This window comes from Coprococcus sp. AF38-1, assembly GCF_003603945.1.
GTDB lineage: Bacteria > Bacillota > Clostridia > Lachnospirales > Lachnospiraceae > Coprococcus > Coprococcus aceti.
Map to the genome: position 1 here is coordinate 99,606 of NZ_QVGO01000008.1, position 25,043 is coordinate 124,648.

At 45.1% G+C, this 25,043-nt stretch carries 27 protein-coding genes; 24 read left to right on the top strand and 3 right to left on the bottom strand.

Annotated features, from left to right (window positions below; translation table 11 throughout):
* Window positions 1–118: 118 nt before the first annotated feature.
* From DW025_RS12615 to DW025_RS12630, 4 genes are all read left to right on the top strand, one after another.
* On the top strand, window positions 119–2,506 hold the full coding sequence (locus tag DW025_RS12615) for an ABC transporter permease (RefSeq protein ID WP_117142396.1): 2,388 nt from the start codon (window positions 119–121) through the stop codon (window positions 2,504–2,506).
* A 126-nt stretch (window positions 2,507–2,632) separates the two neighbouring features.
* The gene (locus DW025_RS12620) at window positions 2,633–2,893 is read left to right on the top strand and encodes a hypothetical protein (protein ID WP_120000147.1); all 261 of its coding nucleotides are present in this window, start codon (window positions 2,633–2,635) and stop codon (window positions 2,891–2,893) included.
* 5 nt (window positions 2,894–2,898) lie between these two features.
* On the top strand, window positions 2,899–3,564 hold the full coding sequence (locus DW025_RS12625; protein WP_005362411.1) for an ABC transporter ATP-binding protein: 666 nt from the start codon (window positions 2,899–2,901) through the stop codon (window positions 3,562–3,564).
* Window positions 3,565–3,578: 14 nt separating this feature from the next.
* Window positions 3,579–5,954 carry an FtsX-like permease family protein gene (locus DW025_RS12630; RefSeq protein WP_120000149.1) on the top strand — a complete coding sequence of 792 codons (2,376 nt, stop codon included), beginning with the start codon at window positions 3,579–3,581 and terminating at the stop codon, window positions 5,952–5,954.
* Between the two features lie 225 nt (window positions 5,955–6,179).
* Here the strand turns inward: DW025_RS12630 and DW025_RS12635 are convergent, their stop codons facing one another.
* A complete protein-coding gene (locus DW025_RS12635) occupies window positions 6,180–7,220 on the bottom strand; it encodes a DUF6076 domain-containing protein (protein ID WP_008816376.1) in 1,041 nt (346 codons plus the stop codon).
* 302 nt (window positions 7,221–7,522) lie between these two features.
* Between DW025_RS12635 and DW025_RS12640 the strand changes: the two genes are divergently transcribed.
* The 16 genes from DW025_RS12640 (at window position 7,523) to DW025_RS12715 (ending at window position 20,105) form a co-directional block, all read left to right on the top strand.
* Window positions 7,523–7,747: a helix-turn-helix domain-containing protein gene (locus tag DW025_RS12640; protein WP_024726897.1), complete on the top strand. Its 225-nt coding sequence runs from the start codon at window positions 7,523–7,525 to the stop codon at window positions 7,745–7,747.
* A 147-nt stretch (window positions 7,748–7,894) separates the two neighbouring features.
* Entirely contained in the window at window positions 7,895–8,098 is a 204-nt protein-coding gene (locus DW025_RS12645) for a hypothetical protein (protein ID WP_004614949.1), read from the top strand.
* A gap of 286 nt (window positions 8,099–8,384) precedes the next feature.
* A complete protein-coding gene (locus tag DW025_RS12650; protein ID WP_008816380.1) occupies window positions 8,385–8,702 on the top strand; it encodes a DUF3847 domain-containing protein in 318 nt (105 codons plus the stop codon).
* A gap of 2 nt (window positions 8,703–8,704) precedes the next feature.
* Window positions 8,705–10,177 carry a MobQ family relaxase gene (mobQ, locus tag DW025_RS12655; RefSeq protein ID WP_074104019.1) on the top strand — a complete coding sequence of 491 codons (1,473 nt, stop codon included), beginning with the start codon at window positions 8,705–8,707 and terminating at the stop codon, window positions 10,175–10,177.
* 47 nt (window positions 10,178–10,224) lie between these two features.
* Window positions 10,225–10,965: a CHC2 zinc finger domain-containing protein gene (locus DW025_RS12660; protein ID WP_014079457.1), complete on the top strand. Its 741-nt coding sequence runs from the start codon at window positions 10,225–10,227 to the stop codon at window positions 10,963–10,965.
* Window positions 10,850–12,190 carry a virulence-associated E family protein gene (locus DW025_RS12665; RefSeq protein WP_009321442.1) on the top strand — a complete coding sequence of 447 codons (1,341 nt, stop codon included), beginning with the start codon at window positions 10,850–10,852 and terminating at the stop codon, window positions 12,188–12,190. Before DW025_RS12660 ends, DW025_RS12665 begins: the two co-directional genes overlap by 116 nt.
* A 270-nt stretch (window positions 12,191–12,460) precedes the next feature.
* Window positions 12,461–12,646 (top strand): hypothetical protein, encoded by a 186-nt coding sequence (locus DW025_RS12670; RefSeq protein WP_004849804.1) that lies wholly within the window; start codon window positions 12,461–12,463, stop codon window positions 12,644–12,646.
* A gap of 107 nt (window positions 12,647–12,753) precedes the next feature.
* Complete coding sequence (locus DW025_RS12675; protein WP_071431012.1) at window positions 12,754–14,376, top strand: recombinase family protein; 1,623 nt, start codon at window positions 12,754–12,756, stop codon at window positions 14,374–14,376.
* Window positions 14,377–14,479: 103 nt separating this feature from the next.
* On the top strand, window positions 14,480–14,905 hold the full coding sequence (locus DW025_RS12680; protein ID WP_243104985.1) for a transcriptional regulator: 426 nt from the start codon (window positions 14,480–14,482) through the stop codon (window positions 14,903–14,905).
* Between the two features lie 15 nt (window positions 14,906–14,920).
* Window positions 14,921–15,289, top strand: a complete 369-nt coding sequence (locus tag DW025_RS12685) for an ACT domain-containing protein (protein WP_120000151.1) — start codon at window positions 14,921–14,923, stop codon at window positions 15,287–15,289.
* Window positions 15,290–15,341: 52 nt separating this feature from the next.
* Window positions 15,342–15,827, top strand: coding sequence for an SMI1/KNR4 family protein (locus DW025_RS12690; protein ID WP_120000153.1), 486 nt, complete (start codon window positions 15,342–15,344; stop codon window positions 15,825–15,827).
* Between the two features lie 95 nt (window positions 15,828–15,922).
* A complete protein-coding gene (locus DW025_RS12695) occupies window positions 15,923–16,942 on the top strand; it encodes a PDDEXK nuclease domain-containing protein (protein WP_270227060.1) in 1,020 nt (339 codons plus the stop codon).
* A gap of 25 nt (window positions 16,943–16,967) precedes the next feature.
* Window positions 16,968–17,807, top strand: a complete 840-nt coding sequence (locus DW025_RS12700; RefSeq protein WP_243104986.1) for a DUF3658 domain-containing protein — start codon at window positions 16,968–16,970, stop codon at window positions 17,805–17,807.
* Window positions 17,808–17,901: 94 nt separating this feature from the next.
* Window positions 17,902–18,201, top strand: a complete 300-nt coding sequence (locus DW025_RS12705; RefSeq protein WP_118649302.1) for a type II toxin-antitoxin system RelB/DinJ family antitoxin — start codon at window positions 17,902–17,904, stop codon at window positions 18,199–18,201.
* Between the two features lie 3 nt (window positions 18,202–18,204).
* Window positions 18,205–18,552, top strand: a complete 348-nt coding sequence (locus DW025_RS12710) for a type II toxin-antitoxin system RelE/ParE family toxin (RefSeq protein WP_243017659.1) — start codon at window positions 18,205–18,207, stop codon at window positions 18,550–18,552.
* 176 nt (window positions 18,553–18,728) lie between these two features.
* A complete protein-coding gene (locus tag DW025_RS12715; RefSeq protein ID WP_120000159.1) occupies window positions 18,729–20,105 on the top strand; it encodes a sodium-dependent transporter in 1,377 nt (458 codons plus the stop codon).
* 132 nt (window positions 20,106–20,237) lie between these two features.
* Here the strand turns inward: DW025_RS12715 and DW025_RS12720 are convergent, their stop codons facing one another.
* Together DW025_RS12720 and DW025_RS12725 are read right to left on the bottom strand one after the other, a co-directional pair.
* Window positions 20,238–21,791 (bottom strand): M56 family metallopeptidase, encoded by a 1,554-nt coding sequence (locus DW025_RS12720; RefSeq protein WP_120000161.1) that lies wholly within the window; start codon window positions 21,789–21,791, stop codon window positions 20,238–20,240.
* 4 nt (window positions 21,792–21,795) lie between these two features.
* Window positions 21,796–22,155, bottom strand: a complete 360-nt coding sequence (locus DW025_RS12725; protein WP_015533249.1) for a BlaI/MecI/CopY family transcriptional regulator — start codon at window positions 22,153–22,155, stop codon at window positions 21,796–21,798.
* 217 nt (window positions 22,156–22,372) lie between these two features.
* On the opposite strand from DW025_RS12725, the gene DW025_RS15570 reads away from it, so the two are divergent.
* The 4 genes from DW025_RS15570 (at window position 22,373) to DW025_RS12740 (ending at window position 24,977) form a co-directional block, all read left to right on the top strand.
* A complete protein-coding gene (locus tag DW025_RS15570) occupies window positions 22,373–22,498 on the top strand; it encodes a hypothetical protein (protein WP_015533248.1) in 126 nt (41 codons plus the stop codon).
* A 37-nt stretch (window positions 22,499–22,535) separates the two neighbouring features.
* Window positions 22,536–22,961, top strand: a complete 426-nt coding sequence (locus DW025_RS12730) for a ketopantoate reductase family protein (RefSeq protein ID WP_330410573.1) — start codon at window positions 22,536–22,538, stop codon at window positions 22,959–22,961.
* 118 nt (window positions 22,962–23,079) lie between these two features.
* Window positions 23,080–24,279, top strand: coding sequence for a cation:proton antiporter (locus DW025_RS12735; protein ID WP_120000163.1), 1,200 nt, complete (start codon window positions 23,080–23,082; stop codon window positions 24,277–24,279).
* A gap of 32 nt (window positions 24,280–24,311) precedes the next feature.
* Entirely contained in the window at window positions 24,312–24,977 is a 666-nt protein-coding gene (locus DW025_RS12740) for an HAD family hydrolase (RefSeq protein WP_120000165.1), read from the top strand.
* Window positions 24,978–25,043: the final 66 nt, after the last annotated feature.

Below are 25,043 nucleotides of genomic sequence, written 5' to 3' on the forward strand. Positions count from 1 at the left end.
AATGTCCGAGCATTGTAACATTTCCCCCCGATTTTCAATGAAATTTTTTGGCCGCTGTAACATTTCGCGGACATTTGGGTTTTACAATACCCTTATCAAATATGGAGGTGATACAACTATGACATGGCCTTTTGAGAACGATACCAGCGTCATTGTAAAGAAATTAGCAAAACGCAATGTATCTTCAAATCGTATTTTTTGCTTTTTTAATGTTTTGACCATTGCGCTGGCAATTAGTTTGATTGTGGGAATCTCCTTATTCCAACAAGGCAGCAAAATTAGTGAACAAAAGATTTTGAATCAAATGCAGCAAGCTACCATCGGGGGGCTTACAGCAGAACAGATAGAAGTTCTGAAAAAAGAACCTGATCTTGAAGATATTGTACCCTATAAGCATAGTGATAGTTTTCTGATGGATGGGATCAAATTTGAAGCGGTTTATATGCCGACTGGTTTTGGAATTATAAAATCCTATGAATTAGTCAGTGGAACCTGTCCAGAACAGTACAATGAAATTGTAATTGATAAAAATGTTCAATTAGAGCTGGGGTATCAGCTAAATATAGGAGATACCATCACTTTACCAACGGCGGGGAGTAAAACAGAGGATTTCATCATTACTGGTTTTACTGATAATGTGGAAACAGGAACATTTTACTTTTATGTCTCCCCAGCGTATGCAGAACAGGGTGTGTTATTATCTGATATTCCATATAGTGCCTTGATTCGTGTAAATGGTGCCACGGAAATGGGACTTATTGATTTTGAGAATACAGTATATCGTCTGGCTTTATCCCAAGACATAAGCAGGAACCAACTTTATTTTAATAGCAAATTCTGTTCCTCACTTATTAGTGGATCAGGAATGGGAGGTGTTCTTTTAGCTACTCTTTTTATTGCATTTTCAAGCGGAATTGTCATATACAGTGTGTTCTACCTTTCGGTATCAAATCAAGTGTCGCAGATTGGACAGCTCAAAACTATTGGCATGACAGAAAAACAGATTAAGCGGATGATTCGTAAAGAGGGGTATCGTTTCTGCCTGTTCGGAATACCTGCCGGTATTACAGTAGGTATCATATTTGCATATTTGTTAGAGCCGAATGGAATAACGATTATCAATGCCATAGCCACAAGTATTTTTGCAATAATATTAGGTATTATCATCGTACAAATTTCCGTATACAAGCCCGCACAAATAGCTTCAAATATTTCCCCTATTGAAGCAACAAAATATGTTGGAAACGATCCAGAACTAAAAGAAAGTAGAGTGTGCAACAGGAAAAATCATATTCGTCTCTCACCGTATTCTTTAGCCGTATTGAGCGAAAAGCAGAATCGAAAAAAACACAATCTGACGATTGCCTCGCTTGCAATCGGCGGGATTTTATTTATGGTTGGAGCCACTTTTATATCATCATGGAATCCAGATTCCTTTGCGAGAATGGGGAATTTGGAAGATGGAGAATATTATATTACGATTAACCACAATACATTAGTCAATCCGAAACCGTATGGTATTTCGGAGTATCAAGTTGATACGCCTTTTTCACAGGAACTCATGGAAGAATTGCAACAAATCCCGGAAGTTAAAGAGATTTATGCTACGGAGAGAACCGCAGCTATTATTGAGTATCACAATGAACAATTAGAAATTCCCATTATTCCGATTACGCCTGATAATCAGGAAGAAATTTTGAAAACGTTTCCTGTTGATTGGACATACGAAACATTGGTGGAACAAGACGCTATGGTTATATTGGGAACAAGCGTACAGAAAGAAGTCTATCATACTTGCCCGTCAATAGGAGAAAAAGTGACATTACGATGGTTTGATGGAACTGAACACAGCATAGATGTTTTGATTGCCGGTACTTCCGAAAAAAGTATGAATGAGGGCTTTTATCTTCCAAAAGAAACCATAGAAAAGTTGTGGGGCGATATGGATTTAACAGCTTCCTTAACTTTGTCCGTACCTGAATATGAAAAAGTGGGTAAATCAGTAGAAAGCAAATTAAATAAAATACTGTCCCGACACCCTGATTTGGTAATGGAAACCTTACAAGAGGTAAAAGCATCTTCGGCAAATACGATTCATAATACCAGCGTACAAGTTTATGGAGTATCTGCCTTTGTCATTATGTTTAGCATTTTTAATCTGACAAACACCTTGATTAGTCGTATCAGTACAAGGAGAAAAGAATTTGGAATATTAGAGTCTATCGGTATGACAAAAAAACAGATAAAGAAAATGCTGCTGCATGAAAGTGTCTTACTGATTATTCCATGCTTGATTATTACGGTTGTGGCAGGAACCTTGATGGGTTATTTGTTAGTACGGATATTGTCTGCGAATGGATTAACTTATTTTCAATATGCTTTTCCTTTTATTCCATTACTGATTTACGGTGTCTGCTTAATAATAACACCTATTATAATTTCTGCTATCTGTCTAAAAATTCAATGCAGAAATTCGTTGGTGGAACGGATCAAAATGGCAAACTGATTTTGAAATGTCCGAGCTTTGTAACATTTCACCCCGATTTTCAATGAAAATTTTTGGCCGCTGTAACATTTCGCGGACATTTGGGTTTTACAATACCCTTATCAACAAAAGTGAGGAGGCGACGCAATGGAACTGACCCCGACCTTGATTTTGAATCTGGCGCTGCTGATCGTCCCGCCCGTTGCCCTTGTGCTGGTGTTCTGGCAATGGCTGGCCCGGCACATCCGCTGGACGGTTGCCTTGACTGCTCTCTGTGATGTTTTCCTGTTTTGGGATAAACTGTTCTACTATGAGAGCTTCGACCTGTTCGCTGTGCTGATTCTGGTACAGTTGGCGGCCACTGGCGTAGCAGCGTTCCGCATTTACAACAAACAAAGAAAGGATTGAATTTTATGAGCATTTTACAGACTATCGACCTGAAAAAGTATTACGGCACAGAGCCGAACATCACCCGCGCCCTTGACGGCGTGAACTTCTCCGTGGAGGACGGCGAGTTTGTGGCCGTTGTGGGAACCTCCGGCAGCGGCAAGTCCACCCTGCTTCACATGATGGGCGGGCTGGACACCCCTACTTCCGGCAATGTGATTGTCCGGGACAAAGAGCTGTCAAAAATGAATGACGAACAGCTCACCATCTTCCGCCGCCGCAACATCGGTTTTATCTTCCAGAACTATAACCTTGTTCCCATCCTGAATGTGTATGAGAACATCGTCCTGCCGGTGGAGCTGGACGGGGACACGGTGGATCAGAAGTTTTTGGACGAGATCGTTCACCTGCTGGGGCTGGAAGATAAACTGAAAAATATGCCGAACAATCTTTCCGGCGGACAGCAGCAGCGTGTGGCGATTGCCCGCGCCCTGATTACCAAACCGGCTATCGTGCTGGCTGACGAGCCGACCGGCAACCTTGACAGCAAGACCAGCGCCGAGGTGCTGGGGCTTATCAAGCGTACCAGTGCAGAGTTCCGGCAAACGGTTGTGATGATTACCCACAATGACGACATAGCCCGCCTTGCAGATCGGATTGTCCGCATTGAGGACGGAAAGATTGTGGAGTAAGGAGGTGGCAGGCTATGACATGGCCTTTTGAGAATGACACCAGCGCCATTACAAAGAAGCTGGCAAAGAAAAGTTTACAAAGTGAGAAGCGCCGGAATCTGATGGTGGTGATCGCCGTTGCGCTGGCGGCGTTTCTGATCTGCTTTACAGGAATTGTGTCTACTTCCCTGACACAAATGCAGCGCAATCAGGTTGTCGATACTTATGAGGCGGTCTGGCTGGGCGTAGAGGAAAACGATATTGAAACCCTGAAAGGACTGCCGGAGTTTGAGCGTGTAGGCGGCTACTATATGCTCGGTGAGGAACTTTCGGAACAAGGCTATCATGCGTCCTATGTGTATTGCGACGCGCAAATGATGGAGATTGCCAAGGCGCAGATGGAGTTGTTAGAGGGCCGGGTTCCTGAAAAAGCAAATGAAGTTGTCGTAAGCGAATACTTTCTTTCCACCTATGGAAACAATGCCAAGATTGGGGACACTGTGACCTTAGACACCGAGAGCTTTCAGGGTGATTATGTCGTTACCGGCATTATGAACAGCGTAAATGAAAAAGAAGCGAATACCTGCGCTATCATTCTTTCCAAAGCTGCCCTGACAGAATGGAATGGGTTTGACCCGGCTGGCTATCGCGCCTATGTCCATCTCAAAAACAGCGACCAGTTGGGTGAGGAACTGATAACCTCTTATTGCAGGGAGATTGCAGAGAAATATCAGCTTCCTAATCCCCGCATGAACAACAGGTATTTTACTTATGTTTCTAAGCCCTTTGATTTTGCACTGATGGCTGGCGTGATTGCCATTGTGCTGATCGGCGGCTATATTGTGATCCAGAGTATCTTCCGTATCTCCATCAATGACAAAATCAAGAGCTACGGGCAGCTTCGGACGATTGGTGCAACGCCAAAGCAAATCAGGCGGATTGTAAAGCGGGAGGGACGCAAACTCGGCAGTATCGGAATTTTGATTGGTACAGTGCTGGGCGTATGCGCTGGTTTTCTCCTGTTTTCCAAGGGATTTAACGCTGTTTCCTATGTGGTTATGATTTCCCTGACACTCATAAGCTGCTGGTTTATGGTGTCCATTTCCATCCGTAAGCCAGTAAAAATTGCGGCAGGGATTTCCCCGATTGAAGCCGTCCGTTTTACCCCGGCACAAAAGGACATCCGCAGTCGGAAAAAGAATATCAAGCTCAATCCTGTTTCAATGGGAATTGCGAATTTTAGGCGTGACCGAAAAAAGACAGTTGCTATTGTAGCCTCATTGAGTTTGGGCGGAATTATCCTACTTGTGGTATCTTCCATTGTATTAACGCGCTCCCCGGAAGCACGGGCAAGACTTTATTTTCCAGATGGCGATTATAAAATTTATCTACAATCAGAAGTGCCAAAAGAAGAACTTATGGCAGTGGAAAATCCACTGAACGAGGAATTAAAGCAGGAAATTTTATCTATTGATGGTGTCACAGATGTAATTGTAAACAGACAAACGCTTCATACAACTTTTAAGGGGGACATCAATCAGAACACTGGAAACTGTGATATGCTGACCGACCAGAATTATGCTAAGGTTGAGGCAGCATTGACGGAGGGAACGATGCCGACAGATTCTCATAGTATCGTAATTTCAGGCTCGATTGTAGATCATTATGAAGATATGGGAGTTGGTTCGACGGTTGAAATATCTTTCGGAGAGGGACAGCCATCCGTTCCTGTTACTATATCAGGGCTATTTGGCCCGGGCACATATACAGGGCAGGGGAAATTAGGTATCAATGGGGCTGTTGCATTTGCACCAGAAGTATTGTTCCACGAACTGCACCCAGAAATTACTTCATTTGACTATTCGTGGAGTATTGTAAGCGATCCGAAAAAAGCGGAAACCGTAAAAGCTGGCTTAAAAAATATTGTTGCCAGCCATAGTAACCTTGCTTTAGATGAAATAAATATACAGATTGAATATATGAAGTCGGAAGATCAGGTGGCATTCGGAAGTATGGAAGTGCTTTCATGGCTGGTATTCCTTTTTGGTGTTATCAACCTTATCAATACGACACTCTCTAACCAGATGTCCAGAAAGCAGGAAAACAGTGTTTTGCGTTCCATCGGCCTAACACAAAAACAGCTATGTAAAATGAATATCTGCGAGGGGCTGTGCTATGCACTCTTTGCAACATTAGCGACGCTGACCGTTGGGCTTCCGGCTTCCATCTTTGCTTGCAGAGAAATGAGTATTGCCATGTTTGCCGGAAATGTAGTGCCTTATCAATTCCCGGTTTTGGAAATGGGGCTGTTCATTCTGGTGTTGTTCGGAATGGAGCTGATCTTGTCTGTATGGACAATCCGCAGACAGAAAAAACAATCTCTGATTGAACAAATGCGGGCAATGGAATAACCTCATGGGATCGGCGGGGCGGCGTGTGCTGCTCCGCCTTTTTCGCCTTTTCTCAAAGAAATTTTTGAAATGTCCGAGCGTTGTAACAATTCAGCCTGTTTTTCTGTCGAAATCAAAGGCACCTCGGACATTTATAGTTCTTCCAAAAGTTTGATGATAATATTACCATTCATGGAAGAAGCAATCTGTTATTGCAATAATGCGAAATTGACGATAGAAAGTTTTTCATATCTCGGTCAGCTCAACAATTACATTACTCTGCTGATACAGCCAGTCCGTAAATTCTTTCGGGCTGGCCGTTCCTGTTTTTACAGCCTTTTTTCTCTGTAAGGCTTCTTTCTTAAAGTCGGAAAAGGAAGCCTGTATTTTTTCCAGACGGTCAGCCGGAAAGCCTGCGGTATTTTTTACCCGGTTTATTTTGTTGCGCCAGTTCTGGCATTCATTTTTATAAAGCAGGTCATAGTTATTTTCTCTTGACCTCTCGTCAAATTCCCGCTTGTTTTGAAGCGCCTGTGCTTTTCGGCACTTGTCGCTGCACAGCTCATACCGCTGGCTCTTTGCCAGAAAATATTTTCCACAGACCTTGCACCGCCGGAAGCAAAGCCCCCAGTCATTCAGCCTGTTCAGATAATAGGTAATCAACGGGTAGAGGGACGCATAGGCAGACACACATTCTTCTGTGCGCCGGTTGTCCGGGAACCAGAGGTCAAGCCGGGTATCTTCTGACGGTGCGCCTTTGAAATAAAGGCTGCCAGCTTGAAATTGTTTCGGTTTTCCTGTCTCCCTGTCAAAGCTCATGGTTTCGTTTTGGAATACCCCGGTCAGTCTGCTCATTTTATCCATGAAGCGGTCACAGGCAGCGTTACGGTCACGGGGTTCTCTGGCAAGCAGATAGCTGTTCCAGATACGGAACGCCACATACATTTTCAGAGGGTCGTTGCTAAGATATTTCTCCCAAAGAAATTCGCTTGCCGCCTGCTCCAGCTCCGGCTGTTTCCATCGGTTGGAGTGGAGAGCTTGCCGCAGCGGAGAAAGCCCGTATAAGTTCCAGTCTCTGTCCGTGTCACGCTCAAAGTTTATCAAAAAAGTTCCCAGTGGGCGTGTCATATCACAAAGCACCTCTGCGTTTTGGCTCCCGTTCAGACGGAAGCGGATCTGCTGTTCTTCCCCAATCAAAATCCGCTCTTTCATTTTCTTCCTGTCCAGCGTCAGGACAAACAAAATCCTCTCAAAACATGGCTCATGCCGTATAAACTGATTCTCCATCCCTATCCCCTGCCTTTGTTTATGGTAATTATATAATTCAGTTATATCCGTTACACTCATGGTATCGCAGAATCATTGTTTTGTCAAGGATAGTACGCTATGATGATTGCGGTTGGTAATTTCGTACCGCACAGTACCTTGACAAGTGAATGACCGTCCAAAAGGGATATGACCGGCAGGAGAAGTGACGCATTCGGCGCACCAATGCAGGGAAACACCGCAGGAATGGGGCAGGAAAACGGCTTTTGGGGAGAACGGCAACAGGAAGCATTTTAACCTATTTGATTTATGGGAGGAACAGAATGAACGATAAAAAGAGATTGAACAGCTACGAGGATTTACCGCTGGTTCTGGATGTGGCGGACATTCAGTGGATTATGGGAATTTCAAGAGCGAGCGCCTATGAGCTGGTACACACACCCGGCTTTCCAGCGTTCCGCAGGGGCAGACTTATCAAGGTCAGCAAAATTGCTTTCTTTGAATGGATGGCAAAAGGCTCCGAAACCGTACCGGGAAGCGACAAATAAGCGTGAGGTATCATTCCCTGACTTGCAATACTGCCGCACTTTCCAAAGGGGCATACAGAGGGAAAAAAACTTAAAAATGATACCGAGACGCTACATCAAAACAGCCTATCTGCGTACATCAGATAGAAACGGAGAAAGGAGCCGGTTATGGCAAGAATGAGTAACAAGCGGCGGTTGGAATGGTCTTTCTTCTTAAATGACCGCAGCCGTATCACTTACAACGAACTGTGCCGGAAATGCCAGCACGAATGTAAACAGAGCTTCCGGGCGGTTGTGGTTGACTGCCCGAAGTATCTTTCCAAGCGTTCCAAGAAAAAGGACAAGACTGCCGGAAACGGCAAAATCCCTTAGGAACTAAGGGCGCACTTCTATACATAGTCTAAAGACCATGTATCGTGCGTCCTGCGGAGCTTACCTCTGCCGCTGATAAAATCAGCAATCCGAGGTCTGCGTTCGCTTCGCTCCGACAAGGTGGCTACACCCCCTTGCGCCGCTAAAGCGGCTATCCCCTGTGTACTCGCCGCAAAGAGAAATCCGCTCTGCGGTTTTCCCTTTTCATCGGGTTTTATAGAAGCACTGACACACGGACTGTCTGCGGATGGTCTTTCTTTATCTTATCAGCAAAGGATGTGAGAACATGGAAAAATCTTTGGAACAGTTGAAGCAGGAATATGAAAAAACCACTGTCCTGCTGGAACAGGAAAAACGGAAAATGCAGCGTTTGAAAAACCGGCAGGCGTATCTGGAAAGCGGTTCCCGGAAACAGAGGACGCACCGGCTGATTACCCGTGGGGCAGCTATTGAGAGCATTGCACCACAGACAAAGGAGCTATCCGAAGCGGAATTTTATTCCCTCATGGAAAGCATTTTGAATCTGCCGCAGGCGGAGCATTTCATCCGGTCTGCCACAGAGAACCACGCCCGTATTTCCGGGCAGGAGAAAGGCGGTGACTAAGGATAGCACTTTATCATTTTTCAATCGCACAGATCAAGCGCAGCGCCGGTCAGAGCGCCATTGCCAGCGCAGCCTATCGAGCCGGGGAGCGTCTTTACAGCAGCTACTATGGAGAAGTCAGCGACTACACCAAAAAGGGCGGCGTGATCGCTTCGGAAATCATGCTGCCGCCCCATGCGCCGGAAATATATCTTGACCGGGCGACCCTCTGGAATGCTGTGGAGAACTGCGAGAAACATCCAAAAGCACAGCTTGCCTATTCCTTTGATATTGCCATGCAGAATGAATTGACGCTGGAAGAAAACATGGAGCTGGCGAGGAAGTTCGTACAGGAGCAGTTTGTGACAAAAGGCATGATTGCCGACCTTGCTTTTCACAGCCCGGAGAAAGAGGACGGCGGCATCCCTAACCCGCATTTTCATGTGATGACAACCATGCGCCCTTTGAACCCGGATGGCACATGGGGACAAAAACAGCGTCGGGAATATCTTCTTGATGAAGATGGAAACCGAATCCGGGATAAAAACGGCGATTATATGTTTAACGCTGTCCATACAACAGACTGGCATGAGCCGGAAACGCTGGAACACTGGCGGGAGCAGTGGGCGGCTGCCGTTAATACAAAATTTGAGGAAAAAGGGCTGGATGTGCGTATCGACCACCGTTCCTATGTGCGGCAGGGGCTTGACCTGATACCTACTGTCCACGAGGGAGCTAATGTCCGGCAGATGGAAGCAAAGGGCATCCGCACCGAGAAAGGGGAACTGAACCGCTGGATTAAAGCCACCAACCGGCTCATGCAGGATGTGAGGAAGAAGATCAAAGCCCTGTTTGTCTGGATGGCAGAGGTAAAAGAAGAACTTTCCAAACCGCAGACACCGAGCCTTGCCGACCTGTTGATCGCTTATTACAACCAGCGCAACGCAGGGGCATGGAGCAATAAAGCCAGAACCGGAAACTTAAAGCAGTTCGCCGAAGCCGTCAATTATCTGACGGAAAACAAGCTGCTCACATTAGAGGATTTGCAGGAGCGTCTTTCCTCTGTCAACGAAGAATTTGAAGCGTTAAGCGACTCCATGAAAAAGAAATCTGCCCGGATAAAGGAATTGCAGGAATTGATACGGGAGGGCGAGAATTACCAGCGGCTAAAACCTGTTCATACGGAATTGAACAATATCAAGTTTAAGAAACAGAGGGAGAAATTTGAAACATCCCACGATGCGGAGTTACGGCTGTTTTATGCCGCCCGCCGTATTTTGAAAGAAAAACTGGACGGAAAACCCATTGCCCTGAAAGCATGGAAACAGGAATACGCACAGTTAAAAACAGAGTATGCCGAACTGTCTCCGCAGCACAAGCCACTCCGGGAGGAAGTCATACGGCTACGGCAGGTGCAGAACGCCGTAGATACCGCACTGCGCCGGAGGGAGCAGCCACAGGCAGTACAGAGAAAGAAACATGAGATGGAGCTATGATATAATCGGCAGCTTTACCGCTACCAGTATTTTTATGGAGGGAGCATTTGAATGTATTTGAAGCGGTGAAACAGTCTGTTACCACTCGGCAGGCTGCTTCATTCTATGGAATCCGGGTGGGGAGAAACGGCATGGTCTGCTGTCCATTCCACAATGACCGCACGCCCAGCATGAAAGTGGACAGCCGCTTTTACTGCTTCGGCTGCGGGGCTTCCGGGGATGTGATCGACTTTGCCGCTTTGCTGCATGGATTGGGGAAACGGGAAGCTGCGGTCAGGCTTGCGGAGGACTTCGGCGTTTCCTATGAGAAATCCGGCAATGCGCCGCCAGATAGGAAGCGTCACAACAGGTCACAGCCCCGACAAAAATCAGCGGAGCAGAGATTTCAGGAAACGGAACGGTATTGTTTCCGGGTGCTATGCGATTATCTGCGCCTGCTGGAGCATTGGAAAACAGCACACGCCCCACAGCCGCAGGATGCCATCTGGCATCCTCTTTTTGTGGAAGCGTTGCAGAGGATAAGCTACACAGAATACCTTTTGGATATTTTGTTATACGGAGAAATAGAAGAAAAAGCGGCATTGATCGCCGCACAGGGAAAGGAGGTGTTGCGGCTTGAACAGCGAATTTCAGAGCTTGCCGCCGGAAACGCAGGAAGCGGTCAAAAGGACGATGGACACAATGGAACCGGCGCAGACACCGGCAGAAATCCGGGAAACATTAGAGGGGACGCAGAAAGGCGGCGTGAAGAACAGCATCCGAAACTGCCTGACGGTGTTCCAGCGTGACCCTCTGTTTCGCGGGGCGCTGCGCCTGAACCTTTTGACGGAGCAGATTGACATTGTGAAGCCGCTGGGCTGGGAGCGCACCAGTACCACGCTGACCGACATGGACATGAACTACCTGCTTTTGTATCTGGAAGAAAATTACGGGCTTACCAGCGAGAAAAAGGTGCAGAGCGCCATCAAGATTGTTGCCAATGAAAACCGCTACCATCCAGTCAGGGATTACCTGAACAGCCTGCAATGGGACGGCACAGAGCGCATCCGTTACGCCCTGCATCACTTTCTGGGAGCCGATACGGACGAATACACCTATGAAGCCTTGAAACTGTTCCTGATGGGAGCCATCCGGCGGGTATTCAGACCGGGGAGCAAGTTTGAGGTCATGCTCTGTCTGGTTGGTGGTCAGGGAGCCGGGAAATCTACCTTTTTCCGGCTGCTGGCAGGCAGGGACGAATGGTTTTCAGACGATTTGAAAAAGCTGGACGATGAAAATGTGTACCGCAAGCTGCAAGGGCATTGGATTATCGAGATGTCGGAGATGATTGCCACAGCCAACGCCAAGAGTATTGAGGAAATCAAGTCATTCTTAAGCCGCCAGAAAGAAACCTACAAAGTGCCGTATGAGACACATCCGGCAGACCGGCTGCGGCAATGTGTATTTGGAGGGACGACCAACCGGCAGGACTTTTTGCCCCGTGACCGCACCGGCAACCGGCGCTTTCTCCCCGTGACGGTGTACCCGGAACGGGCGGAGGTTCACATACTGGACGATGAAGCGGCGGCGAGGGCGTATATCGAACAGATGTGGGCGGAAGCCATGACGGTTTATCGCAGTGGGAAGTATAAGCTGTCATTCAGCATGGAAATGAACCGATACCTGAACGCCCACCAGCAGGACTTTATGCAGGAAGACACACAGGCCGGCATGATCTACGCCTATTTGGAGGACTACACCGGCGACAGGGTATGTTCCAAGCAGCTTTATGAGGAAGCGCTGGGGAACTTAAATTCCCCGGCAGACTGGGAGACACGGGCAATCTGCGAGATTATGAATACCGGCATTGCGGGCGGCATCATACAGGGCTGGGTAGCCTACAAAAGCCCGAAGCGGTATAAGAAATACGGTTCTCAAAAAGGCTGGGAGCGTGTCAACCAAGCTCCGCCGGAGGGGGACGGTTTTCAGGAAATCACGGAAGAAGAAGCCCGGCAAATGGAACTTCCATTCTGAAAAGCCACCGGTTGACAGTTTGGTTGACGCTTTGGTTGACAGCCGGTTGACGGGGAAAAGCCTGATATTTGGGGCATTTCTCTCCTTTGTCAACCATGTCAACCAAGAAATCAAAGAAAAAGTAAAAAGTAATAATAGAGCGCCTATGGATTGTTTTCAAAGTCTTTTCTGCCGGTTGACACGGTTTGGTTGACACGGAGACAGTCTGCGGCTGTACACCTGTCTGACATTCCCTTGTCGGGCATATTTCATTTATGGAGGTAACTGCCTATGGCAAAAAGCAAAAACGAGAGCAATAACAAAAACAGCGGCACCCTGCTTACCGAAAAAGACGGCACCCAGTATTTTGTCATGGGGAAAGTCCGTATCAAGGTATCGGAGCATTTCGCACAGGATGGGAAGCCGCTTGACAGCCTGCTGGAAGATGTGATCCAGCACGCTGCCGCCGCTTCCTGAAAAAATACGGAATAACGACTGTCAATCAGCCCACGCTTATGATATACTTGTACCAGCGAGTATTGTATAAGCGTGGGTTGTTTCTTTTAGAAGGAGGATTTTTAACCGTGAAACAACCATACAATACAACGATTTATAACACTGCACTATATTTGAGATTGAGCCGTGACGATGAATTACAGGGGGAAAGCGGCAGTATCCAGACCCAGCGCATGATGCTTAGACAGTATGCCGCAGAGCATGGGCTGACCGTTGTAGACGAGTACATTGACGACGGATGGAGTGGGACAAATTTCGAGCGTCCAAGTTTCCAAAGGATGATTGATGACATCGAAGACGGGAAAATCAACTGCGTTGTCACAAAGGACTTATCCCGTCTGGGAAGAAACTATATCCTGACCGGTCAGTACACGGAAATCTATTTCCCCAGCAAGGGAGTACGCTACATTGCCATCAATGACAATGTGGACACCATCAACGGAGAAAGCGAGCTTGCACCGTTCTTAAACATCCTGAATGAAATGCACGCCCGACAGACCAGCAAAAAGGTCAAGGCTGCCATGCACACAAGATTTGCCAATGGCGCACACTATGGAGCCTATGCACCGCTGGGCTATGTAAAAGACCCGGACAAAAAAGGTCATCTTCTGATCGACCCGGAAACACGCTGGATTGTAGAGAAGATTTTTGACCTTGCTGTACACGGGCGTGGAGCCGCCAGCATTACACGGATTCTGGTGGAGGAAAAAGTACCTACCCCCGGCTGGCTGAACTATGAAAGATACGGGACTTTCGCCAATATCTACGCCGGTGCGCCCGCAGAAAAAGCCTATGCGTGGACGATTGCACAGGTCAAGAGCATTTTGAAAGAGGAAACCTACATCGGTCACAGCGTTCACAACAAGCAGAGCAACATTTCATTCAAGAACAAGAAAAAGGTGCGGAAGCCGCAGGAAGAATGGTATCGTGTGGAAAATACCCACGAAGCCATCATTTCCGAAGAAGTGTTCCAAAAAGTTCAAGAGCTGATTGCAAGCAGACGCAGGAAACGCAGAAACGGTACGACACAGATTTTCGCAGGATTGATAAAATGTGCAGACTGCGGATGGTCTTTAGCCTATGGGGAAAACAAGCAGAACAAAAACCCATACGGGTACTACCATTGCAGCAAGAACGGACAGGGATTACGCCAGTGTTCCATGCACTATATCCGCTATGATGTACTGTATGCCTATGTGCTTGCAAGACTGCAATACTGGTCTATGCTGGCACAGAAAGATGAGGACAAGCTGCTGAAACGGCTGCTCAATGTCAGCGACAGGGAAAGGAACTCTGCGAAGAAAAAGCAGGCTGCGGAGCTGAAAAAGGCAGAGAAGCGTAAAGCCGAGGTTGACGGGCTGTTTGCTAAAATGTATGAGGACTGGTCTGCCGGACGCATAACCGAGTATAACTTCAATATGCTGTCCGAGAAGTACCAGAACGAGCAAAAGGAGCTTGAAACAAAAATAAGACAGCTTCACGAAATGATGGAAGCCGCCGTACAGACCGCAGCGGATGCTGAAAAGTGGATTGCCCTAATGAAACAGTATGTCAACCCTGTGGAGCTGACCGCCGAACTTCTGAACACTCTAATTGAAAAAATAACCGTCCACGAAGCTGTCAAGGGCGAGGATGGAAGCCGTGAGCAGGAAGTAGAAATCTACTACCGCTTCATCGGCAAAATCGACTGACCTTTCTTTTTTTACCCAACAATATCTTTAATTAAGGGAAACGGGAAATGGTTTTCCGGAAGTTTCATTACTGTTGCCGTTATGTGATGAATTAGAGATAACAGTGAATGAATTACTGTCTGGCGAAAGAGTATCTGAGGAGGATTATAGAAAGAAAGCGGAGGTTAATATGGTGAATTTAGTTAGAGAGGCACAGGAAAGCAAAAAGAAAATTATTTTGTCTGCAATGGTCGCGGCACTTACGATAGTTGCGGCATTTCCATTGTTTTTATTGTCAGGAATTCTGGAGATGGAGAATTGGCTGAGGGTTCTGCTTATCGCAATAGGGTTAGTAGTGGTATGTGGCGGAATAGTGATTGCGTGTATTCTTGATAGAGAGGCAGGAGCATTTGAATGCCCTGATTGCAACACAAGGTTTGTTCCGGATATGAAGTCATATGTAATGGGAGCACATACATTAACAAAGCGTAAATTAGTTTGTCCTCATTGTGGTGCACATAGATATTGCAAAAAGGTGCTTACAAAATAGATTTAAGGAGAGGTCATGGAGATAAAAAAGATTGATGAAGAATTTTCAGTGTGTCAGGTGGAAGCTTATACATATGCGAATCTCGATTCTGAGTATTGTTTTCTAGGAAAAACTGATGAGGAAAAGTCTCTGGTATGCCCGGTGAGTGAAGTGCCGGCAAATGTTATAAAGCGTGATGATGGCTGGAGAGCCTTCCGCATTCAGGGAGTACTGGAGTTTTCTTTGATCGGGATTCTGGCTAAGATCGCATCTGTTCTGGCGGATAACGGAATTTCGATATTTGCAGTATCCACATATAATACGGATTATGTTATGGTGAAGAAGGAGAATTTTCAAGATGCACTTGAAGTTCTGGCGGCAGCAGGGTATGAAATTGTGGATTGAGAGTTGATAAACCGAAACTTAAAACCGGGATGAGAATCAGGGAGATACTATTATGAATATTCCTCACAATAGTTTAATGGAGAAAATCAAAGAACTTGTGCGCTTATGCGAACAGATTGCATCTGATTATGGTGACGATGCTTCATGGTTCAAACAACCTGCATCAGATGAAATGATTTCTAATTGGGAAAATAAACACAATGTTTTTATTCCTGAAACATATAAAGAATGGTTAAGTTTCACGAATGAAGCACAAATTAGAAACTCATTGGCACATTTTTATGGGCCGGACAAGTTTGTTATGAACTCTGGAGACTTACCAGAAGACTTGATTGTAATTGCAGATTTAATAGGTGATGGTGAACAATTATGTTTTTCAAAAATAACAAGGAATTTTGTTTGGGTTGACCATGGTGAGTTAGAAATAATAGATGATTTTGGTGCTGTTTTAAGTGAAATAATTAGAATGCTTAAGCCCAAAAGCTGCTTATCTCCTAAAATGGAAGAATTATTAATGAATATGGTTAAAAAAAAATAATTGCTAGGATAAAAAGAAATGTATATGGATTATGATTTATTACAAAAAATATACAATATCAAGTCATTTGTAGGATATACAGATGAGGAAATGTATTGTTACAAGCAAGGAAGAATGCTAAAACGGCAGTTAATCTCACTATGGTATATGCCTATTATGAAATTGGCAGAATAATCGTAGAGGAAGAACAGCGCGGAGAACGGAGAGCAGCATATGGACAGCAACTCTTGAAGGGATTATCTGATTATTTAACACAGAATTTTGGAAAAGGATTTTCTGTTGGAAATTTAAAAAATATTCGTCAATTTTATAAGGTTTATTCTGCGGATCAAATTGGCGAAACAGTGTTTAGCCAATTCAAGGATCTTCCATCGATTAACACGGGAAGAAAATTTTATCTTAGTTGGTCACATTACTTGAAATTGATGCGAATAGAAGATGTTGATGAGAGGCATTTTTATGAAATTGAAGCTGTAAAGAATGACTGGAGCTTGCGTGAATTAGAGAGACAGTTCGATAGTGCTCTGTATCACAGAATTTTACTTAGTACTGATAAAGATAAGATTCAGAGACTATCTGTGGAGGGACAGATAATAGAGAAATCTTCTGATTTGGTTAAAGATCCTTATGTTTTAGAATTTCTGGGGCTGGAGGATAAAAGTGAGTATTCAGAGAATGAACTGGAAACGAGGTTGATCAATAATCTGCAGTCATTTCTTCTAGAGTTGGGCACCGGATATACTTTTGTAGCCAGACAGAAAAGATTTACTTTTAATGAAGAACATTTCAGGGTAGATTTAGTGTTTTATAATAGAATGTTACGATGCTTTGTTCTTTTTGATTTAAAGATAGGTTCGCTGAAACACCAAGATTTAGGACAGATGCAGATGTATGTGAATTACTATGATCGTTATGAAAAGCAGGAGGATGAAAATCCTACTATAGGAGTTCTACTTTGCCAAGACAAGGACGATTCTATGGTGGAATTGACTCTTCCAAAGGATTCAAATATATTTGCGTCGAAGTATCAGCTTTATTTACCAGATAAAAAGCTACTACAGGATAAACTGGGCGAATGGGTAAAAGAATGTGATGCAGATAAATGCACAAAATAGAAACGAGATTCAAAAGGAGCAGATTATGGTAGAGATACTATTTGGAGAAAGTTCGGCAGGCTCCATGAAAGCGGCAAAATGCGAGGATGTGGAATATAAGAATGGCCAGTCACTGTGGATACAGGGTTCTTCTGACGAGGTGATCTGTCTTGGTTTCATGCTGGATATGGGCTACATAGGTGAGGCAGTTGACAGTCAGTACCGCAAGGACTTTATCTACTCAATGTATGCCCAGAACCAGTGGGAGCAGGACGATGAATATGATAATGAACTTAAGGGACTTGGCGATGTGTATGCTGGGGAGCTTGCAAGGCTTATAAGATTTCTTGAAAATGGCGAGCCGGTAAGAATATGGTACAGCGACGCTCCGTATTCAAGGTGTGGATTTTACCATGTATGCAGCATACTGAAGGACTATCCAAATGAAGTGTCTGTTGTCACTCAGCCAGAGCATGTTGTGAAGAAAAATGTCATAGTGACATATCATAGCTGGAGCGAAGTGGCAGCGGAGGAATTTGCCGGATTTCTCGGAAATGAGAGTAAACTCACATCAAATGAGATAAGAATGTATGCGGAGATGTGGGGCGAGCTTGTACTTGAAAATGCTTCGCTTAGGGCTGTGGTAAATGGAACAGTGCTCAGTGTGTCAGAGGATTTCTATGATTTTATCATTTGGAACAGGCTGACGGACAAGCCGGTTAAGGAGTGCAGGTTGATCGGTGACATTCTGGGACAGGTTCCGATCGGAGTCGGTGACTGGTGGTATGCGGCGAGGATAGAACATTTCATAAGGCAGGGCAGGATAAAGGTTGTTGAGGATTCGGAGAATAAGTATGCACGTTTGATAAAAAGGTGTGAAACATAAAACCAACACATAAAAATTTTGCTATGTTAAAAAGACTAATGTATTGCAATTAGAAATACATTGTAGTACACTCAAGCTGAGAGGTGGTGTTATTATGGCAACTAAAACAGCTAACGTTACAGCTAGAATACAACCGGATATTAAGGAATCTGCGGAGGCGATTTTAGAAAAATTAGGAATTCCAGTATCTGTATTTATTGATATGACCTATAGACAGGTCATTTCTGCCAATGGTATCCCTTTTGAATTGAAGGTTTCAAGAGAAATTGAAACAAGAGATACTATGACTGATACAAGGTTTGATACATTGATGCAAAAAGGACTTGAACAAGCGAGGACAGATGATTCAAGACCAGCTAAAGATGTTTTTGCTGATTTGAGAAAGAGAGTATAACATTTGGTAAATACTTATGAGGTTAAGATTACGCAACAAGCACAGGAACAGATGGAAGAGATAGTTGATTATGTTTCTCGTGAATTGTTTGCGCCAGAGGCTGCAAAAAGTCTTTTGAACAAATTAGAAAATACAATAATGTCATTATCTGTATTCCCGGAGAAACACAAATTGACTGATGAGGAACCATGGAGATCAGATGGTATACGAAAAGTAAGTGTTAGTAATTTCTTGGTGTACTATTGGATAAATAAAGTAGAGAGTAGAGTATATGTTACAGCCGTGATATATGATAGAAGAGATCAGTTAGAACAATTAAAGACCATGAAGATACAGTTTGGAGATCCATAATCCTTTTTTAAATCAGGTTATGGATTTCTTTTCTTGTGACAATAGTGTTGGTCGGATGATGTTCAAATATATAGTGGCTTTTCCTCTCGGGTCATGTTAGAATCACATGTATATGCAAATAAATGTGGAAGGAAAGATTACGAGGATTAGTTCCAGGTAAACTATGGTGAAAGTATATGGAAGATATGAAGAATGGTAAGCGAAGTTCATTTTCGGGCAAGCTGGGGTACGTGCTGGCGGCGGCAGGTGCATCTGTGGGTCTTGGAAATATATGGAGATTCCCTTATCTTGCGGCAAAGTACGGCGGAGGGATTTTTCTCATAATATACATCGTGCTTGCACTTACATTTGGTTATACTATGATAGTTGCGGAGACGGCAATCGGACGAATGACGAGAAAGAGTCCGGTTGGAGCATTCAAATCATTTGGAAAGAAGAAATGGCTGTCGTTTGGCGGCTGGATAAATGCCGTTATCCCCGTGCTTATAGTGCCGTACTATTCGGTTATTGGGGGCTGGGTCATCAAATATCTGGTGGAGTATTTCAGAGGAAATGCAAAGCTGCTGGCTGAGGATGGATATTTCACCGATTTCATATCAAATGGTGTGTCAACGGAGCTGTGTTTTGTGGCATTCTGTGCATTTACACTTATCATTATATTTGCCGGTGTGCAGAACGGAATAGAGAGGGTATCCAAGATCATGATGCCTATACTGATCGTTCTGTCAGTCATAATTGCGGTATATTCCGTGACAAGACCGGGCGCACTTGCGGGAGTAAAATACTTCCTTGTGCCAAATGTGAAGAACTTCTCGTGGATGACAGTGGTTTCTGCCATGGGGCAGATGTTCTACTCGCTTTCCATTGCCATGGGAATACTCATAACATTTGGCTCTTACATGAAGAAAGATACGGCGATAGAGGATTCGACCAGAAATGTAGAGATATTCGACACTGGTATAGCGATCATGGCGGGACTTATGATAATCCCGGCGGTATTTGCATTCTCTGGGGGAGATCCGGATACCCTTCAGGCCGGACCATCACTGATGTTTATCACTATTCCAAAAGTATTCCAGAACATGGGATTTGGAACTGTCATAGGTATTGTGTTTTTTGTTCTTGTGCTGTTCGCAGCGGTTACAAGTTCGATAGCACTTACGGAGAGTGCAGTGTCAACATTTGAGGATGAGCTTGGATGGGGAAGAAAGAAGGCAACGGTGCTTGTGGGAGTTATTATGCTTGCGCTTGGAAGTCTGTCATCCCTGGGATATGGCCCGCTGGCAGGAATCAAGATCATAGGCATGCAGTTCCTTGACCTGTTCGACTTCCTCACCAATTCGGTGATGATGCCTATAGCGGCACTTCTCACAAGCCTGTTTGTGTCAAGGGTAGTTGGAATAGATAAGATAGAGGAGGAGATAATTCACGGCGAGAGTGCCTTCAGGAGAAAGAAGGTATTTGTAGTCATGATCAAATATCTCTGTCCTGTATTTGCCATCATTATCCTGCTCAGCTCTGTTGCAAATGCACTTGGCTGGATAAAGATGTAGACATGTATATAGATAATAAAGCCGCCCTGTCTGATACGCGTTATATGTATTAGACAGGGCGGTTTGTTATGCTCAGTATTTCTAGTTCTTTGTTGCGATGGTATTCAGATCTGGACTGACACTCTTGGTAGTTTAATTGGCTGTAGCTTGGGACTCGCTGACCTCATCCTGGCAGTCCGTCATAGTGCGCTCAATGGACTTAAGTGATTCATTTGTCTGAGCCACGGATTCGCTGACCTCATCCTGGCAGTCCGTCATAGTGCGTTCGATGGATGAAAGAGATTCTTTTGTCCGAGCTATGTCAGCCGGAGTGTAGCTGACCATCTCGTCATCTTGCCCGTCTATGGATTTGGAGTATTTGGCTCCGTTCTTGATATCCTCCAGAATGCCCTCGTACATGGCGATCGTCTCATTTACTCTATCCTGTGTCCACACATATTTTTTGCCACCGGATATATATGAACTACCGATGATACTTTTGAGCTCGACTTTTTCGTTCTCAAGCCATGCCTTATACTCGTCGTATGTCCACCACTCAATATCAGGAGTTGGGAACTTTTCTTCAAACTCGGCGTCGGTCATGGCTTCAAATGTCTTTCCATTATCAAAGCTGTAATATGTCTTGCCGTCATCCGGATTTATATAGGACATTATTGTCTCCGTATCAACCGTGTCTGAAAAAGTGGTATTGGTAGTATCTGTAGCTTCGGTGACCGTACTGGATTCATCGCCCTTGGCCGATGTTGCAAATACTGTCACTGTTCCGGTGACTAAGACCATCGCTACAGCGAATGATATGATAGTCGTCTTTTTTGTTTTCATAATTGCTGTTATCCTTTCTTCGATTGCGTTTCTGCTAAAGTGGTTGCAGAGTGGCATAAAACCGCCCTTTGTCTCCTCCATACTGATCAGAGCCTTTGCGTAGGACGCCCTGCTTGTGCCTCCGAAATGGTGAATCACAGCCTCGTCGCAGGATAGCTCTATGTCTCTGTTGGCGAGAAAGTACATAATCCATACCAGAGGGTTAAACCAGTGTATGCAGAACGTGGTGATCAGCAAAAACTTGGTAACTGTGTCAAATCTTCTAATATGTATAAATTCATGTCCCAATACGTAACACAGGGTATCTTCATTTTCCCAGTCAGTTTTCTTGGGCATAAGAATCACTGGATGCCACACGCCAAATGTAAGCGGTGCCGAGATCAGATCTGACTGTCGTATGGACAGCTTGCGTTTTAAATTGTGAGTCTCCAGCCATCTGCGTGCAAATGCATTTTCAACTGGTAATGATGTCTGAAATTCCCTGTAGCATCTGATATATGCCGAGATAAAAAATACCGCGCAGAGAACAAGTCCTGCCACCCAGATGATATCCCACGCTGAAATCGTGAGAGCAGGAATCTGAGATTGAGGTGCCTGGGTGGAGACAGGCCCTTGCGTATTGATCGGCATGAATCTGACAGCCGGTGTTTCATTTATGTCAGAGACTGTTTTCTTTCCCAGCAGAGAATAGATGCTAAACTTAGATGGACATGAAAATGGTATTAGCAGCCTGATGATCGTGATTCCCCACAGTATCAGGAATGTCTTTTTAGGCAATCGGTTAATTGCCAGAGCGCGAATGACTGTGATCACCATGATCATGACAGCCCCGGCAACGCTCATTTGCAGTAAGCTCATATTCATCACCTCACTCCAAATCGTTGACGATCTGTTTTAGCTTTGCGATCTCCTCAGGGGAAAGCTTCTTTCTGCCGAGAAGAGCAGCAAATAGTTTGTCGGCAGATCCGTCGTAGACCTTATTGATAAGTTCAGTTGTCTCGGCCTCCTGTACCTCCTCCTTTGGTATTATGGCGTGGCACATGAAATTAGGCTCAGAGCGTTCAATTGCTCCTTTTTTGATGCACCTCTTGATCAACGTATATGTAGTGTTCATGTTCCAGCCAATTTCTTCTTTCAGGACATCGGAGATATGTTTGGCAGTTGTGTCGCCCTCGTCCCAGAGGACTCCCATCACCTTAAGTTCTGAATCAAAAAGTTTTATATCCATATGTGTTCTCCTTCACAAACTACTGCAGTAGTATTATGCCTTTATAATACTTTTCAGCTAATAAAATGTCAATACTACTGGAGTAGTTTGAATTAAAATTAATATTTGCAGCATGGCGTGACTGATTCTGGCAGGTGATAAGATTTTGAAAGTTGACAGGATTTCTGTCCGGTTTTTATAATAATGTTTATGAGTACATGAAAGAAGGATTTTACATATGGATATAAAGAAAGTTGCTATCTTAGGAGCCGGAGCTGTAGGCTCTTATATGATATGGGGACTCTCAGAAAGAGATGACATAGAGCTTGGAGTTATAGCCGAAGGCGAGCGTCAGGCTGTTTGATGGAACAGGACTTCACTACACGATATCGGATCATATCATGGTTGATCTGTGGAGCAAATTCAGACTCAACGTGTGCAACAATCTGCCACAGGCTATCCTTGGTGCGGGAGTGGGCTGTTACAGGGACAGTGAACACATGAGGATCATAAGCGATGCACTCAAGTCTGAACTTGAGGCGGTGGCTACGGCGAAGGGGATAGACCTTTCACTTGCCGAAGGGCCATCGGTGCACGGAAGTGCGGTTCCACCTTCAGCGAGATATTCGACACTTCAGGATCTTGATTCTGGAAGGCATACAGAGATAGATATGTTCTCGGGTGCACTAGTAAGAATGGGAAGAGAGCTTGGAATACCGATGCCTTACAATGAATTTGCGTATCATATGATAAAGGCGTTGGAGGAGAAAAATGACGGGCTGTTTGACTACGAGGGCAGGGAGAATGAGAGAACCTGTGCAAGGTGATATGCTTCGACGGCTGTATTGATGGTATGTTAGTATTGATACTGACTGGTGTAAGCTTTTTTTTCATAATAAGAAAATGCTTTGATACATCTGCTAAATTAAGGAGGTATTGTCTATCATGTTGACATCACTTGCACTCATTTTCATAGTCGGACTGGCGATGGGCGCCATCTGTCAGAGGCTTAAGCTGCCGCGCATCATAGGAATGCTGGCGACGGGAATCGTTCTTGGTCCGTATGTGCTGGATCTCTTTGATCCGTCTATATTGTCCATATCTGCTGATCTCAGAAAGATAGCGCTTATCATCATACTTGTCAAGGCAGGACTGTCCCTTGACATTAAGGATCTGAAGAAGTCGGGACGCTCGGCTGTGCTGCTCTCATTTGTCCCGGCGTCATTCGAGATTATCGGATATATACTGTGCGCACCTGTTATACTTGGAATAAACCGCACAGAGGCAGCTGTCATGGGCGCGGTGCTAGGCGCGGTATCACCGGCGGTCGTTGTTCCGAGAATGGTGAATCTCATAGAGAAAAAGTACGGAACTGACAAGGCGATTCCGCAGATGATTCTTGCGGGGGCGTCCTGCGACGATATATTTGTCATAGTGCTTTTTACCACATTTCTCAGCATGGCGCAGGGCGGAAGTGCTCATGTCATGGATTTCGTGAACATTCCAATATCCATCGTGCTTGGAGTACTGCTTGGCGTGGCCGTTGGATATGGACTCTATCTGTTCTTTGAGACTTCCTATGCAAGGAAACACTGCGTGAGAAACAGCATGAAGGTCATCATCGTGCTGGGATTTTCGTTCCTGCTTATAGCGATAGAGGGCTGGCTTGAGGGAAAGGTGTCTGTGTCGGGACTCCTTGCGGTGGTGGCTATGGCATGTGTCCTGAAACTCAAATGTCCAGAGTCGGTGTCGGGAAGACTCTCACAGAAATTTGGAAAGCTATGGCTTGCGGCGGAGGTCATATTGTTCGTGCTTGTGGGTGCGGCTGTGGATATCAGATACACCCTGGCAGCAGGACTTCCGGCGCTCCTTATGATATTTGTCGCACTGGCATTTAGAACGGTTGGTGTTCTGATCTGCGTGGCACATACATCACTTACATGGAAGGAAAGGCTGTTCTGTGTCATCGCGTATCTTCCAAAGGCTACAGTTCAGGCAGCCATCGGATCAGTTCCGCTTGCGGCAGGGCTGGCATGTGGTAATATAGTATTGTCGGTTGCCGTGCTGGCGATCGTGGTGACTGCGCCGCTTGGAGCGATAGGAATAGACGGAACATACAAGCATTTGCTTAGTGAGGATAAGTGATGTTTTGCATTCGGTAGATATAGGAGACAAGTATGAATAATAAGATAAAGAACATTATATTTGACATGAACGGTACAATGATATTTGACGGAAAGTATCATGAGATAGCCTGGAAGGATTATGCGGAGAAGCTTGCTGGCAGACAGATGAGCACGGAGGAGTTTCAGCATCATGTGCTGGGGCACACGAACAAGGATATTCTGGAATACCTCATGGGAAAGGGTACGCTAACCGAGGAGAGGATACTTGAACTTACCGAGGAGAAAGAGGCTATGTACAGAGAGATGTACATGGAAGATACTGCAAACTTCAAGCTGGTGGACGGCCTAGTGGCACACCTTGACAAACTTAAGGAACAGGGGATAAATATGAACATAGCCACAGGGTCAAATATGACAAATCTCGCATTCTATTTTAAAAAATTTGGTCTTGGCAGATGGTTTGACATAACGCTGTGCGCATACGACGATGGAACCATGAATGCTAAGCCGGCCCCTGATATGTACATCCGAGCCATGGAACGCATCGGAGCAGTGCCGGAAGAAACCATGGTCATAGAGGATGGACCGTCGGGAATCCGGGCAGCGGCGGCAGCCGGAGCCGGATATATAGTGGGAATCTACGGTGACTCATCAAGAGAACTGCTTAAAGAGACAGGGCTGTGTGATGAACTGATTCCGGATTATAGAAATATGTGATAAGAATAGGGCGTGTTCAAATGGACGAACATGCTCTATTTTGCTATGATATATGGGTGTGGGGAT

Excerpts from the sequence above, each read along its gene's own strand:
- DW025_RS12615 (WP_117142396.1), top strand. The coding sequence starts at position 119 with ATGACATGGCCTTTTGAGAACGATACCAGCGTCATTGTAAAGAAATTA.
- DW025_RS12620 (WP_120000147.1), top strand. The coding sequence starts at position 2,633 with ATGGAACTGACCCCGACCTTGATTTTGAATCTGGCGCTGCTGATCGTC.
- DW025_RS12625 (WP_005362411.1), top strand. The coding sequence starts at position 2,899 with ATGAGCATTTTACAGACTATCGACCTGAAAAAGTATTACGGCACAGAG.
- DW025_RS12630 (WP_120000149.1), top strand. The coding sequence starts at position 3,579 with ATGACATGGCCTTTTGAGAATGACACCAGCGCCATTACAAAGAAGCTG.
- DW025_RS12635 (WP_008816376.1), bottom strand. The coding sequence starts at position 7,220 with ATGGAGAATCAGTTTATACGGCATGAGCCATGTTTTGAGAGGATTTTG.
- DW025_RS12640 (WP_024726897.1), top strand. The coding sequence starts at position 7,523 with ATGAACGATAAAAAGAGATTGAACAGCTACGAGGATTTACCGCTGGTT.
- DW025_RS12645 (WP_004614949.1), top strand. The coding sequence starts at position 7,895 with ATGGCAAGAATGAGTAACAAGCGGCGGTTGGAATGGTCTTTCTTCTTA.
- DW025_RS12650 (WP_008816380.1), top strand. The coding sequence starts at position 8,385 with ATGGAAAAATCTTTGGAACAGTTGAAGCAGGAATATGAAAAAACCACT.
- DW025_RS12665 (WP_009321442.1), top strand. The coding sequence starts at position 10,850 with ATGGACACAATGGAACCGGCGCAGACACCGGCAGAAATCCGGGAAACA.
- DW025_RS12670 (WP_004849804.1), top strand. The coding sequence starts at position 12,461 with ATGGCAAAAAGCAAAAACGAGAGCAATAACAAAAACAGCGGCACCCTG.
- DW025_RS12685 (WP_120000151.1), top strand. The coding sequence starts at position 14,921 with ATGGAGATAAAAAAGATTGATGAAGAATTTTCAGTGTGTCAGGTGGAA.
- DW025_RS12690 (WP_120000153.1), top strand. The coding sequence starts at position 15,342 with ATGAATATTCCTCACAATAGTTTAATGGAGAAAATCAAAGAACTTGTG.
- DW025_RS12700 (WP_243104986.1), top strand. The coding sequence starts at position 16,968 with ATGGTAGAGATACTATTTGGAGAAAGTTCGGCAGGCTCCATGAAAGCG.
- DW025_RS12705 (WP_118649302.1), top strand. The coding sequence starts at position 17,902 with ATGGCAACTAAAACAGCTAACGTTACAGCTAGAATACAACCGGATATT.
- DW025_RS12715 (WP_120000159.1), top strand. The coding sequence starts at position 18,729 with ATGGAAGATATGAAGAATGGTAAGCGAAGTTCATTTTCGGGCAAGCTG.
- DW025_RS12720 (WP_120000161.1), bottom strand. The coding sequence starts at position 21,791 with ATGAATATGAGCTTACTGCAAATGAGCGTTGCCGGGGCTGTCATGATC.
- DW025_RS12725 (WP_015533249.1), bottom strand. The coding sequence starts at position 22,155 with ATGGATATAAAACTTTTTGATTCAGAACTTAAGGTGATGGGAGTCCTC.
- DW025_RS15570 (WP_015533248.1), top strand. The coding sequence starts at position 22,373 with ATGGATATAAAGAAAGTTGCTATCTTAGGAGCCGGAGCTGTAGGCTCT.
- DW025_RS12730 (WP_330410573.1), top strand. The coding sequence starts at position 22,536 with ATGGTTGATCTGTGGAGCAAATTCAGACTCAACGTGTGCAACAATCTG.
- DW025_RS12735 (WP_120000163.1), top strand. The coding sequence starts at position 23,080 with ATGTTGACATCACTTGCACTCATTTTCATAGTCGGACTGGCGATGGGC.
- DW025_RS12740 (WP_120000165.1), top strand. The coding sequence starts at position 24,312 with ATGAATAATAAGATAAAGAACATTATATTTGACATGAACGGTACAATG.